General features: G+C 52.6%; 10 protein-coding genes. 5 read left to right on the top strand and 5 right to left on the bottom strand.

Annotation, left to right across the window (positions count from 1 at the left end):
- Positions 1-13: 13 nt before the first annotated feature.
- On the bottom strand, positions 14-1,495 hold the full coding sequence (locus B5G10_RS08080) for a rhamnulokinase family protein (RefSeq protein ID WP_087424229.1): 1,482 nt from the start codon (positions 1,493-1,495) through the stop codon (positions 14-16).
- A 142-nt stretch (positions 1,496-1,637) separates the two neighbouring features.
- On the opposite strand from B5G10_RS08080, the gene B5G10_RS08075 reads away from it, so the two are divergent.
- Together B5G10_RS08075 and B5G10_RS08070 are read left to right on the top strand one after the other, a co-directional pair.
- The gene (locus tag B5G10_RS08075; RefSeq protein ID WP_087424228.1) at positions 1,638-2,525 is read left to right on the top strand and encodes an AraC family transcriptional regulator; all 888 of its coding nucleotides are present in this window, start codon (positions 1,638-1,640) and stop codon (positions 2,523-2,525) included.
- 174 nt (positions 2,526-2,699) lie between these two features.
- Complete coding sequence (locus B5G10_RS08070; RefSeq protein WP_087424227.1) at positions 2,700-4,439, top strand: DNA/RNA non-specific endonuclease; 1,740 nt, start codon at positions 2,700-2,702, stop codon at positions 4,437-4,439.
- Between the two features lie 185 nt (positions 4,440-4,624).
- On the opposite strand, the gene pgeF is transcribed toward B5G10_RS08070, so the two are convergent.
- Together pgeF and obgE are read right to left on the bottom strand one after the other, a co-directional pair.
- A complete protein-coding gene (pgeF, locus tag B5G10_RS08065) occupies positions 4,625-5,437 on the bottom strand; it encodes a peptidoglycan editing factor PgeF (protein WP_087424226.1) in 813 nt (270 codons plus the stop codon).
- Positions 5,437-6,573 (bottom strand): GTPase ObgE, encoded by a 1,137-nt coding sequence (obgE, locus tag B5G10_RS08060; RefSeq protein ID WP_087424225.1) that lies wholly within the window; start codon positions 6,571-6,573, stop codon positions 5,437-5,439. The genes pgeF and obgE overlap by 1 nt, the downstream gene beginning before the upstream one ends.
- A gap of 313 nt (positions 6,574-6,886) precedes the next feature.
- Between obgE and B5G10_RS08055 the strand changes: the two genes are divergently transcribed.
- Positions 6,887-8,923, top strand: coding sequence for a leucine-rich repeat protein (locus B5G10_RS08055; protein ID WP_087424224.1), 2,037 nt, complete (start codon positions 6,887-6,889; stop codon positions 8,921-8,923).
- A gap of 150 nt (positions 8,924-9,073) precedes the next feature.
- Here the strand turns inward: B5G10_RS08055 and B5G10_RS08050 are convergent, their stop codons facing one another.
- Both B5G10_RS08050 and hpt read right to left on the bottom strand, forming a co-directional pair.
- Positions 9,074-9,646: an adenylate kinase gene (locus tag B5G10_RS08050; protein WP_087424223.1), complete on the bottom strand. Its 573-nt coding sequence runs from the start codon at positions 9,644-9,646 to the stop codon at positions 9,074-9,076.
- Between the two features lie 36 nt (positions 9,647-9,682).
- Complete coding sequence (gene hpt, locus B5G10_RS08045) at positions 9,683-10,225, bottom strand: hypoxanthine phosphoribosyltransferase (RefSeq protein WP_087424222.1); 543 nt, start codon at positions 10,223-10,225, stop codon at positions 9,683-9,685.
- 194 nt (positions 10,226-10,419) lie between these two features.
- Between hpt and B5G10_RS08040 the strand changes: the two genes are divergently transcribed.
- Positions 10,420-11,946, top strand: coding sequence for an NAD(P)H-hydrate dehydratase (locus B5G10_RS08040; RefSeq protein WP_087424221.1), 1,527 nt, complete (start codon positions 10,420-10,422; stop codon positions 11,944-11,946).
- Positions 11,947-12,063: 117 nt separating this feature from the next.
- Positions 12,064-13,131, top strand: coding sequence for a DUF4831 family protein (locus tag B5G10_RS08035; RefSeq protein ID WP_087424220.1), 1,068 nt, complete (start codon positions 12,064-12,066; stop codon positions 13,129-13,131).
- Positions 13,132-13,146 lie beyond the last annotated feature (15 nt).

The following is a 13,146-nucleotide window of genomic DNA, read 5'->3' as shown; positions in this document are numbered from 1 at the left end:
TACTTCTCCTATTTTATAACAGATTACAATTCCTTTTGAACACCTCGTACTTCTTGTTCCACAAAGCGCTATTATCGGGCTCGTAACGTTTCAACGACACCGATGCGGCCGACAACCGACGCATCGAATCGCGATCAGATACCACCCCCAGTGCTCTCAACTGTACCAGCACATTGCCCAACGCCGTAGCCTCGGCCGGACCGGCTACAACAGGCACTCCCGTGGCGGCTGCCGTAAAACGGTTCAACAATTCGTTTTGCGACCCGCCACCAATCACATGCACACATTCGATGCGAAACGGCGCTATCTGCTGCAGGCGCGACAGTACATAACGATACTTGAGAGCCAAACTCTCCAAGATACATCTCACATACTCGGCATGGGTTTGTGGTATATTCATGCCGTGTGCACGACAATAGTCGGCTACGGCTTCGGGCATCGACCGGGGATTGGCAAAGGCCACATCGTCGGGATCGACATAACTGTCGTTCTCCTCCACAGTCTGTGCCATGGCCACAAGCTGCGGATACGTATAGACCGTACCCGACTCATCTTTCCATCGCTTGAGGCACTGCTCCAACAGCCACAACCCGGTAATGTTTTTCAAGAATCGGGTAGTTCCATCGATGCCGCCTTCGTTGGTAAAGTTCATGCGATAGGCCTCGTCGGTCACCACCGGCGAATCGGTCTCAATCCCCATAAGCGACCAGGTACCCGAACTGAGGTAGGCAAAGTTTCGACCTACTGCCGGCACGGCTGCCACGGCCGATGCCGTGTCATGACCGGCCACCGCGATCACAGAGAGAGGAGGCAAACCGGTTTCGGTTCTCACCCGATCGGAGAGAGGGCCTATCACCTGCCCTGGCCAGACGACCGGAGCAAATTTCTCGACCGACAATCCCAGCGGCTCCAATAACCGGCTCTCGATCTGCCTCTTACGGGGATTCATCAATTGAGAGGTCGATAATATGGTATATTCACATACCTCTCGCCCCGTGAGCAGATAGGAGATGGCATCGGGCATAAACAGGATACGCCGTATCGACTCGGGTTCAAGACTACCTTCGAGCCGGACGGCATAGAGTTGAAACAGCGAATTGAAATTCATGAACTGTATTCCCGTGAGGCGATAGACCTCCTCCCGATCAATATGCTCAAAGTATTTTTCGGGGACCCCGTCGGTATAGGGATCGCGATAGGAACGGGGCAACGAGGCGAACGACCCGTCAGGCCGAACACCTACAAAATCGACTCCCCACGTATCGACACCTATCGAAGCGACGGGCAACCCACGGGAAGCAGCTATCCGTAAACCGGTTTTAATCGAATCGAAAAGAGAATAGATGTCCCAATAATAACGACCCTCGATTACTTTTATCTCGTTGGGAAACCGGCAAAGGATTTCCATATCGAGTTTTCCCTGCGACATATTTGCAAAAATGACACGACCACTGGTCGCTCCCAAGTCTATGGCAATACAGGCTGTGTTTTCCATGTAAATACAAGATAATTTATAGTTTATGCGGCAAAAGTAGAATCATACATATATAATCGGCTGATGTTTTTGATATAAAAACTTTCTATTTTGATATAACCCAAAGAATATCTATATTTGACCCGTTAGAGTGAGAATAGATATGGTACGACAGCAAAGCGACGAACTGAAATATCTGCGAGTCAATGCTCGCGACGAAGAGTGGGGTATCGTTATTACGACGGTAGGCTACCAGTATGTCGCCCCTCACGAGAGCTATCCCCTGTCGAAACACCCCGACAGCTACAACTTCAAGAGCGAAGGGAAACGCACCCTCAACGAATACCAACTGGTCTATATCACCCGAGGCGAAGGATTCTTTACCAGCCGTTCTTGCCCAATGACGCACATCGAAGCCGGCACCATGCTGCTACTCTTTCCTGGAGAGTGGCACAAATACTATCCCAACCCACAGACCGGATGGGACGAACATTGGGTAGGATTCCGCGGATGCCACATCGACAACCGGGTCAAGAGTCACTTCTTCACCCCCGACCATTGCCTGTTCAAAATAGGAACCGACGACAAAATCATCGACCTGTATCACGAAATCATGGAAAAGGCCGAACGGGAAAAAGCCGGATTCCAACAAATCATATCGAGCATCGTACTACATCTGTTGGGAAGCGTCTATTATAAAGAACTGAACCGCTCGTTCAACGACAGCGTCATGGTCGATGTAATCAACCGGGCCCGAATCATGATGAAGGAAGATCGCAGTGGAAATTTGTCGCCACAACGTATTGCCGAAAGACTGAATGTAGGATATTCTCTATTCCGCCGCGAGTTCAAACGATACAGCGGCATTTCTCCCGGCCAGTACCAACAACAGGTGAAACTGGCTCGAGCAAAAGAATTACTCACCTCTTCGTCTCTTTCGATTGCCGAAATTGCTTTCGAACTCAATTTTGAGTGCGTGGGACAGTTCTCAACCTTTTTCCGCAGGAAAGAGGGGATAACACCTTCTGAGTTTCGTAACCAAAGACACTGAGCAAAAGTCATTTACAGACCAATTCCTCATATATACCAGGTTACATAAAAGATATCCGAGGAGTTCTTCCCGTCTATATTTTTGACAATTTGACTTGAATTTTTGACGCATTGCTCTTTGTTTTTTCCTCATCCCGACTACTTTTGCCCTTAAATTTATGCTTTAATTTCATCCATGAAAAAGTCTTTCATTTACATCGTGGGGTTACTGCTCACACTTGGATCTTGTAGCGAAGAGAAGCAACAGGAGCCCGAAGTACCTGGAACAACCCCCGAAGAGATTATCCTTACCGTATCGCCCGAATCACTGACGTTCGATGAAAACGACGCTTCGAAAAACGTCGTGACCGTCAGTTCAAATACTTCGTGGGAGGCTACGACAAGCACCCCCGCCCTGGTCATAGACCGCAGTAAAGGCTCGAGCGGCGAAAGCTCGATCGCCATCAGCGATGCACCCGTGGGAGAAAGCTGCAAGCTCACCATCTCGACCGTGCCGCAAAGCGACGGAGAAAAAGTAATCACCCGCGAAGTGACGGTGTCGCGCGAGGCGGCCGTAGTCGTCCCCGACCGCACGGTTATCTACAACAACGATTTCGACCGCGAGATTGCCGTGAAAAACACCTACTGGCCCTACCTCGACCAGTTCGACGGCTGGAAAAACGGCTCGGGCACGGGACAGGGCAACGAAACCTACGACCAGATGAGTGTGTCGGTACGAAGCGATTGGAACTCAGACTATAACCCGTCGGCCGATTACAAGCCTTATGCCTCGGGAAAAAACAACCTCTATTTCAACAAAAGCGGTAGCTTCATCGCCATCAACGGTATTGAGGTGGGCCAAGAGCGTAACTTCGTGCTGCAATTCGGCAGCTCGGAAAACAAGATGTTCGACTATACCGACCTGACAGTCGAGGTAGGCAATGGCTCGTCGTGGGTCTCGCTCGACTACACCCGCCCGTTGAACAACAACTGGGAGCTGACGACCAGCGAATTTTCTCTGCAAGAGAGCTCGAGCAACGGTACCCTCAGCATACGGTTCAGGACCACAAGCGGGGCCAATATGATGCGCATCGACGATGTGCGGTTGACCAATGGCGACCCGTCGAGTCAGGTCATTGACTTCGGCTCCACCATCGCCTATCCGCCCGCCGAGTTGCCCGTTTACGGCACCAACGACCTGGTTGTGACTCATTATGGCTCGATAAACGGGCAGCGGGTGAGAAACTATACGCTGCTCTTCGACCGGGATAAACATGCGGCCTTGTGGGTAGCCTATCCGCTGCACGCCTGTTACCGGGGCTACAGTGGCCGCACCGAAGCTTGGGCGGCCGACCCCCTCATCGATGCCAGCTTCCAGGCACTGCTGTATGGCAACCCCTATTGCTATTACCAGGACTACTCGCGCGGGCACCAGATTCCTTCGGGCGACCGCACCGTAAACGACGAACTGAACAGCCACACCTTCTATGCCTCGAACATGACTCCCCAAAACAGCAGCTTCAACAGCGGCATATGGGAATCGCTCGAGAGCAAGATTCGCAACAATATGTGCACCGATACGCTCTACGTAGTAACCGGCTGCTATTTTGGTGATGGATACATCTCGACCTACGACGGTAACTATAACGACAGCTACGACCCTGCGGCCAAACTGTGTGCCGTGCCCACGCACTACTTCAAGGTGATTTTACGCACTCGCACGGGCAATACCGGCAAAGCCATTGGCCAGTGCGAAGCCAGCGAATTGAAAGCTATCGGGTTCTGGCTCGAGCATCGCAACGATTACCCCGAGACCTTCAGCACCGACTATTGCAAATCGGTTGAATATATCGAACAACAGACCGGCTTTACCTTCTTCCCGACTGTTGACAACGAGGTAAAGCAACAATGTACTCCCTCAGAGTGGGCTCTCTAAAATACCCCCGCTGAGACTGACAGCTTAAAAAGGGGACCGACCGCAAAGACACTTATTCACGCGGCCGATTAAAGGCTGTGTCCAGGACGATAAGTTTTGGCACAGTCTTTTTCTTTTTCTACACAACTGCGTATAGAAAAGTTTACCTACTAATACATTAGAATAAAGGGATGAGAGTGCATGGCTTAGTCAAGAGGACGACAATACACTCCCGTGAGAAAACGGCCCGAACGAACGCCCAAGGCCCGTGCCGAGAAAAACTCGTCGCTGTGCTCCCGGGTGCAGAGTCCGGCCACCTCGATATGTTCCAGCTCCACGCCACAGGCGGTGAGCTCTTCGACAGCTGCAGCCCACAGGTCGATATGGGGCCGTTGCGACGGATAGCGCCGAACAACGGCCGACTCGTCGAATCCGGCCGCAAGGAATGTCTCAACAACCTCATCGCCCACCTCGAAACGGTCGGGACCTATCGACGGTCCCACGGCGGCATACAACCGAGCGGGTTGTGTGCCATAACGAGCCTGCATGGCCTCGACCGAGGCTCGAATGATGTGAGCAGCCATACCCCGCCATCCGGCATGGACAGCAGCGCAGGCGCGGCTCTCGGGATCGAACAGCAAAACGGGGACACAATCGGCCGTAGAGACAGCTACGGCCACCCCGGGACAGTGGGTCGCAACAGCATCAACGCCCTCGAGACGCTCGTGCCATACGGCTGCGGGAGCATCCAACCAGTCGTCGGTAACGACAGCCACCCCGGTGCCATGCACCTGATGGGGTGCCGCCAGTCGATCAAAGCCCAAGGCCAGGTGCAAACGCTGTCGGTTGGCCGCTACCCGGCCGGGGTCATCGTCGGTATATTCGCCCAGGTTATCGGCCGAGAAAGGATTACCCGCCACCGCAGCACCGCGCGTAGTCACAAAGGAAACCACCCCCGGCAGCGCATCGAACAAGGCGAAGGAGTACCACCTGAATGTATCGGTCTCGTGCAGAATCATTACCAATCCTCTTCGTCGAAGTTATCGCCATCAGCCAAGTCGTCGGCCTCATCGTCGAGCCCGACACTCGTATCGAAATTGTCCTCCTCGGCTACCCGGTGACGGGCATCGAGGTTGCGGTGAGTCATGGTCATCACCCGGTTGGCCTCGTCGTTGAGTTGGCTCCACAAGAGGTCTTTCAACTCGGTGATACCCTGCCCCGTCACCGACGAGATAAAGACGGTGGGAATATCGGGCAGGTCACTCTTCAACGCCTCGATCAATTCATCGTCGAGCATATCGCATTTGGTCACGGCCAACACCCGTTGCTTGTCCTGCAAGTCGGGATTAAAAGCAGTCAGCTCGCGCAACAAAATTTCATATTCACCCCGAATACTGTCGGCATCGGCCGGTACCATGAACAGCAACACGGCATTACGCTCGACATGGCGGAGGAAGCGCAGGCCCAAACCTTTCCCCTCGCTGGCCCCCTCGATAATACCGGGAATATCGGCCATCACAAACGAACGGTTGTCGCGATAAGAGACAATTCCCAAGTTGGGCTCGAGCGTCGTAAAGGGATAGTCGGCAATCTTGGGACGGGCTGCCGATATGGTAGAGAGCAGAGTCGATTTACCGGCGTTGGGAAAACCCACCAGACCCACATCGGCCAAGAGTTTCAATTCGAGAATCACCGTGCGCTCGATAGCCGGTTCGCCAGGCTGGGCATACCGGGGAGTCTGGTTGGTCGCCGACTTGAAATGCCAGTTGCCCAATCCGCCCCGACCGCCTTTCAAGAGCACAAGCTCCTCGCCGTCTTGAGTCACCTCGCACAAATACTCGCCCGTGTCGGCATCGAACACCGCCGTACCGCAAGGCACCTCGATGGTTTTATCCTCGCCATCCTTGCCAAAACTGCGGTTGGCCCCGCCGGGCGCACCGTTGCCGGCAAAGACGTGACGCGAGTATTTCAAGTGCAGCAGAGTCCACAAATTGCGGTTGGCCCGCAAATAGATGTTTCCGCCACGACCTCCGTCACCCCCATCGGGTCCGCCCTTGGGTACATACTTGGCCCGATACAAGTGCATGGCTCCGGCGCCTCCTTTGCCCGAACGACAAAGTATCTTCACATAATCTACAAAATTCGACTCTGCCATATTTTATCTCTGTTTTTTATTTTCATCCATATATCACGTTGCAAAGATAGTGAAAGGTGAGTGCAGAGGCAAACGAGAAAACTTGTTTTTCAAGTTTGGCTATACCGAACCGAATCCTGTCTTCTGAAAAGATAGTGAAAGGTGAGTGCAGAGGCAAACGAGATGAAGCTTTCCCATGCGACAAGCAGCTACAACAATAAAAAAAATAAATAAAAATTCACAGTAACGCTTTTTAATAAAGATTTTATGCATACATTTTCATATCTCATAAAAACATATACCTTTGCATAAATAACACCAAAACAAAATAACTATGAAGAAATTTGTTACCTTTTTTGCTGCCATTACGGCACTTTGCACGTTTCAGGCCCAAGCCGCAGAATCTACAACATTCGAGGCAAACAGAATCCAATACACTGTTACCAGTGAGAATACGGTAGGAGTATCGGGATTCAATGAAAATTACGAACAGAACGAATCCCCGGTAACCGAAGTCGTCATTCCTGCAACCGTTGCTTATGAAGGGAAAGACTACACAGTAACCTCACTCGAGCAGTATGCTTTCCAATGGCTGTCGGACATTCGCAAAATCGAGATGCCCAATACCGTAACCTCCTTAAAAGACAATGCCATCTACTACAACTACGATTTGGAAGAGGTAGTCCTGTCTGAAAACCTTACCTCACTGGGAGCTTATGCCCTGGCTTCGAACAGCAAACTGACCTCACTCTCTATTCCTGCCGGAGTGACCGAAATTCCCCAAAGCTGTTTCTTTAACGACCAGGCGCTCACCTCAATCACCTTCGCCAGCGACTACACTTCGATAGGCAGCGGAGCTTTCTACAAGACCGCCCTTACCGAAATCAATATTCCCGGCAGCTGCAAAACGATTGGCGACAATGCCTTCCAGCTCTGTCCCAACCTCACTCGGGTAACCTTGGGCGAAGGTGTAGAGACGTTGAACGAAGGGGCTTTCCGTGAATGTAGCAAACTCTCCGAAATCAACCTTCCGGCCAGTCTCAAGTCGATAGGCGAATATGCTTTTCTCGATAACTCGTCGCTCGCCTCGGTAAACATTCCGGCCGGTGTATCGGAAATTGGAGATGCCGCCTTCTCATACAATGGCGTCACCGCCTTTGAAGTAGAGTCCGGCAACACCGTGTGCCAAGCCATAAACGGGGTGCTCTACTCGGCCGACGGTAAAGTGCTCATGGCCTATCCTACAAAAGCCGAAGCTACCAAATATACCATTGCCAACGGCTGTCTGGGTGTAGGCGAAGGGGCATTTGCCCACTCCAACCTGCAAAAGGTGGTCGTACCCGAGGGGATGCGCGCCTTCGACGACAACGCCTTCTCCCAGTCGGCACTGGCCGAAATCAACTTCCCGACATCGCTTGTGCTGATAGGCAACCAGGCTTTTGCCAAGACCCAACTGACTACACTCATACTCCCCGAAAACATGACCAACGTGTATGAAGGGACCTTTGCCCAATGCACTACATTGAAATCAATCACGATTCCCTCGGGCATCCGATCTATCGAAGCATATGCGTTTAACGGTTGTACGGCTCTCACCGAGGTTTTCTGTCTGGGTGCCACTCCTGCCGTCTTGAATTATTACGAGGGCTTCGACCACCCCTTCGGCAACCTTGAAGCCTCACAAGTGACCGTGTATGTGCCCAAAGGCTGCAAGAGCGACTATGAAAACAGTGAGTGGGGTTACCAGTTCGACAACATCGTAGAATCGGCAACCGGAGTCCTCACTTACGAAAGCGTACTCCCCGCCAACGACTCGGAGCTCGAAACGCTCGGCACGCTCGAGATTACCTTTGCCGACAACATCTCGCTTCTGCAACAATTCCCCGAAGTGACAGTCGTGAAAGGTCAGGAACTCTATGGCGAACCCGTCGTGAACGAGGGCGGATGGATGGCCTTTGCCAGTGGTAAGACAGTAAATGTATTCCCCTCTGACGAGTATCAAGAGGGAGTTCAACCTATTACCCTGGAGAGTGGCGAAGATTACTATGTGACCATCCCGGCCGGTATCGTTGAGAATACCGACGGCTACCAGAACCAGAAAATCGTTCTTCACTTCACCGGCAAGGTTCAGTCGGGCATCGAGCAACTCGAAGGCAACGCCTGCTTCGTGGCTCAAAATGGAGGTGCACTGCAAGTGGTATTGGGCTCGCTGAACAACTGTACTGTCGAACTCTTCAACGCTACGGGCAACCTCATCGACCGTATAGACGGCGCTCAGGACTCGGTGTCGTTCCAACCTGCCGCCAGAGGGCTCTACCTCATCTGTGTAACCTCGGGACAGACTGTCAAAACATTCAAAGTGATCAAATAATCTCCAAAACACACCGCGCAAAAGAGGGCGACCTATATCAGGTCGCCCTCTTGTTTATCCCAAACTGATAAAGAGTGAGACATCTGGAGAAAGAACAAAAAAAGGAGTATCCCCGTGGGGTACTCCTTTTCTCTATCTGGATATTCTGGTTTACAAATTGGAGACAACCTGTTTGATGTTCTCAAAAATATCGTCGATGCTGCCCATGCCGGGGATAGCCCGATATTTGTTCTCCTTCTGATAGAAGTCTTTGAGAGGGCGAGTCTGGTTATGATACACATCGAGACGTTTCTGGATAGTCTCCAAATTATCGTCGCTACGGCCCGAAACCTGTCCACGTTTCAACAGACGATCAATCAGCTCCTGCTCCTCGACCTCAAGTCCCAACACGACATCGACCTGAGCGTTACGCTCGGCCAGCATGCGGTTCAAAGCCTCGGCCTGGGCTATGGTACGGGGGAATCCGTCGAAGATCACACCCTTCTTGCTCTCCTCGTGCGAATCGAGCACATGAGCCAAGATATCGACCATCAGTTCGTCGGGGATGAGCTGGCCCTTCGAGATATACGAATCGGCCGTCTTACCCAGTTCGGTACCCTTGGCAATTTGCTCGCGCAATACATCACCCGTCGAAATATGGTACAAGCCATACTCTGCGATGAGCTTCTCGCTCTGAGTTCCTTTTCCCGAACCCGGAGCTCCAAAAATAACTACATTCAACATTTTACCTTATATTATCCTATTCAACCTTGTGTTTGTTCAATCTTCGGCAACAACATAAATATCTTTCAGATTGCGTCCCTGCTCATCATAATCGAGTCCATATCCCACAATAAAGGCAGGGGGTATCTCGAGAGCCACATAATCGGGCTTCACATCGCACTTGAGCGACTCGGGCTTGAAGAGCAACGTAGCCACTTTTATCTCCTTGGGATTGTGAGCGTTGAGTTGCTTGAGCAGCTGTTGTATCGTGAAACCCGTATCGACAATGTCTTCGACCACGACCACCGTGCGCCCCGAGATATCTTGCTGCAAGCCATAGACTTGCTTCACTTCGCCCGTCGAGTGCATACCCTCGTACGATTTCATACGGATAAACGAAATCTCGGAATCGACCTTAATTTCGCGAAAGAGATCGGCCGCAAAAACAAATGCGCCGTTCAATACACATAAAAAAAGAGGGTTCTTCCCGGCCAGGTCTTCGTTCATCTTCGAAGCTATACGACCCACAGCCGCCGCAATCTCATCTCTCGAAATATAAGGAGTGAAAAAACGGTCTTTAATCTGAATCTTTGTGTCCATTGGCATTATTCTGAATGTTGCACAAAGTTATAACAAATCGTAAAAACTCCGACAACGAAGGCCTATATTTTTACAGAATTCGATTCTTGGCCGCATCCCCACCCTACAAAATATTTCACGTTCTGCGTTTTTCTTTTTACTTTTGTATGACTCCTCCCCGGGAGCATAGCCGGGAGAAAAAAGCATATATCGACATGAAACTGTTCACTACCCCATCGATCAAGCTGCTCGACCAGCTTACCACAGAATATGAACCCATTACCTCCATCGGCCTGATGGAACGGGCCGCCGAGGCGATTACCCAAGAGATAAGTAAAATCGTATCGCCCGAACGCCACATCTATATCTTTGCCGGGCCAGGCAACAACGGTGGCGACGCCCTGGCTACCGCCCGGCTGCTCATCGATTTGGGTTATCGCCCCATCGTATATCTGTTCAACACCTCGCCCAGCCACCACTTGTCGGCCGACTGTGCCAAGAATCGCGACCGGCTGAAGAATACCGGCACGACCGATTTTTTTGAAATTACCAATCAGTTTACTCCCCCGGTCATAGAGCCCGACGATGTAATCATCGATGGCCTCTTCGGTGCCGGACTGCGCGAACCTCTCACAGGTGGCTTTGCCTCGCTGGTCCGCTATATCAACGAAACCGAGGCCTTCGTCATCTCCATCGATATCCCCTCGGGATTGTTTGGAGAATGGAATCCCGACGCCTCTCCCGACCGGGTGGTCAAAGCACACCTGACGCTCACCCTCCAGACTCCCAAACTGGCCTTCTTCTTTGCCGAGAATACAAAATATACCGGCCAGGTCAAGGTGCTCGACATTGCACTGCACCCCCGGGCTATCGCCGAGACCGAAACCGGCTACTACCTGACGACCGTCACCGACGTGGCTACCCGGCTCCACTCCCGTGCCAAATTCTCCGACAAGCGCGACTATGGCCACCTGCTGCTGGCTGCCGGTCAGTACAGCATGATGGGGGCAGCCATACTCGCATCCAAGGCGGCCCTGCACAGTGGTGCCGGACTGGTATCGGTGCACGCTCCACGCTGCGCCAACCTCATCCTGCAAACCGCCGTACCCGAAGCGATATTCTCGCCCGACAAGGGAGAGGAACACATCGAGGAGATTCCGGCCAATCCCCGTTACACGGCTTTGGCCGTAGGGCCCGGCATGGGTTGCAACGAGACTTCCATAGCCGCCCTCTTGCACCTGCTCAAAGAGATAAAACAACCTCTCGTGCTCGATGCCGATGCCCTGAACTGCATAGCCCAGGAGCAGAGCATCCTGCGATACCTGCCCTCGCGCACCATACTCACCCCCCACATTCACGAGCTGGAACGCATGTTCGGCCCCATGAACAGCGATGCCGACCGATTGAAATGCATCACCCACGTAGCCACCAAATACGACATTATCGTTGTCTTGAAGGGGGCTCACACCGCCATCGCCCTGCCCGACGGTTCGGTACATTTCAACTCGACGGGCAATCCCGGCATGGCTACCGCCGGCAGCGGCGATGTGCTCACCGGCATCATCGGCTCCCTGCTGGCCCAAGGCTATCCCCCCGAAGAGGCAGCCATCATAGGCGTGTTCCTGCACGGTACCGCCGGCGACCTGGCCTCCCAGGAAGAGGGCGAAGAGTATGTCACCGCCGGTGATATCGTAGCCCATTTGGGAAAGGCGTTCAAGCAGATAAAAGCCACACGAATGTAACAGAATGTCAAAACATTTTATATCTTTGCATAAATCAAGCAAATGGAACCGGGAACTACAAGCCAAGATCCGGGAATCGATTTGCCGTTTTAACCCCGTAAAACCAACACAAGACTTATGAAATACGCCCTCTTATCCCTCTGCCTGCTCCTCACCACGAGCCTGGGATTCGCCCAAGAGACCAAAAGACTCACCGCCGAAAAGCACAACGAGTATGGCCTCATATTCTCTTTGCCCAAAACACACCTCGACCTCGAGGTCGTAGCCACAAAGACCATCCGTAAAGCGGGCCCCTACTGCCAGTATGCCGAGAAATACCTGGGCATACCGGGAGCCATCACACAAGACTCCGAAGAGTGGAGCATCGCTTCGGTAAAGGCCATCCCCTACGGCCTGCCCGATCCCGAGGAGCAATACCTCATGCAGTTTAAGTCGGGCAGCGAGGGCTATATCGTGCTCGACGAAAACGGGCTTTTGCTTTCGATCAACACCGAACCCGTGCTCGATACCATCGAACCCGCGGCTCCCAAGGCCAAAAAGAAATCGCCCCTCGACGATAAGGCCTATGCCAAAGTTCTCTCCGAAGAGTTGCTCATGTCGGCCTCGACCGCCAAGATGGCCGAGGTAGCCGCCAAACAGCTTTACCGCATACGCGAAAGCCGTCTGGACCTGGTCACCGGCGAAGTGGACGAACTGCCGGCCGACGGGGAATCGTTCAAGCTCGTCATTCAACAACTCGACGAGCAGGAGGCTGCCCTCACGGCTCTGTTCATGGGTACGACCCAGACCGAGACGGTAGTGAAACACATCGACTATGTGCCCGTCGAAGAGACCACCAACGAGGTGGTGTTCCGCATCTCCGACCTCTATGGCGTGGTTGATGCCGACAACCTGAGCGGAGCCCCCATATACCTCACCCTGAAGATTACCGAGGAGGGGCAACTCCCCGTCGATAACAAGGGCAACGTGAAGAAGATGCCCAAAAACGCCGTACCCTATGCCATTCCCGGCAAGGCCGAGGTAACCCTCACCGACGGCAAGAAAACGCTCTTCAAAGGCGAGGTCCCCGTGGCCCAGTTTGGCGTCATCTTCGGGCTCGACCCCTCGCTCTTTACCGACAAGAAAAACCCCACCTGCGCCACCTTCTATCCCCAAACCGGGGCCATCCGCCAGTTAGGCAAATAAGGAGAACGGGAAATT

Origin of the sequence: Barnesiella sp. An55 (assembly GCF_002161555.1) — a bacterium.
Lineage (GTDB): Bacteria > Bacteroidota > Bacteroidia > Bacteroidales > Barnesiellaceae > Barnesiella > Barnesiella merdipullorum.
Note: the sequence above shows the minus strand (reverse complement) of the source record. Positions and strands in the feature narration are given on the sequence as shown.

Bases quoted from the DNA above. Each gene is read 5' to 3' on its own strand.
- B5G10_RS08075 (WP_087424228.1), top strand. From the start codon at position 1,638: ATGGTACGACAGCAAAGCGACGAACTGAAATATCTGCGAGTCAATGCT.
- B5G10_RS08055 (WP_087424224.1), top strand. From the start codon at position 6,887: ATGAAGAAATTTGTTACCTTTTTTGCTGCCATTACGGCACTTTGCACG.
- hpt (WP_087424222.1), bottom strand. From the start codon at position 10,225: ATGGACACAAAGATTCAGATTAAAGACCGTTTTTTCACTCCTTATATT.
- B5G10_RS08050 (WP_087424223.1), bottom strand. From the start codon at position 9,646: ATGTTGAATGTAGTTATTTTTGGAGCTCCGGGTTCGGGAAAAGGAACT.
- B5G10_RS08040 (WP_087424221.1), top strand. From the start codon at position 10,420: ATGAAACTGTTCACTACCCCATCGATCAAGCTGCTCGACCAGCTTACC.
- obgE (WP_087424225.1), bottom strand. From the start codon at position 6,573: ATGGCAGAGTCGAATTTTGTAGATTATGTGAAGATACTTTGTCGTTCG.
- B5G10_RS08035 (WP_087424220.1), top strand. From the start codon at position 12,064: ATGAAATACGCCCTCTTATCCCTCTGCCTGCTCCTCACCACGAGCCTG.
- B5G10_RS08070 (WP_087424227.1), top strand. From the start codon at position 2,700: ATGAAAAAGTCTTTCATTTACATCGTGGGGTTACTGCTCACACTTGGA.
- B5G10_RS08080 (WP_087424229.1), bottom strand. From the start codon at position 1,495: ATGGAAAACACAGCCTGTATTGCCATAGACTTGGGAGCGACCAGTGGT.
- pgeF (WP_087424226.1), bottom strand. From the start codon at position 5,437: ATGATTCTGCACGAGACCGATACATTCAGGTGGTACTCCTTCGCCTTG.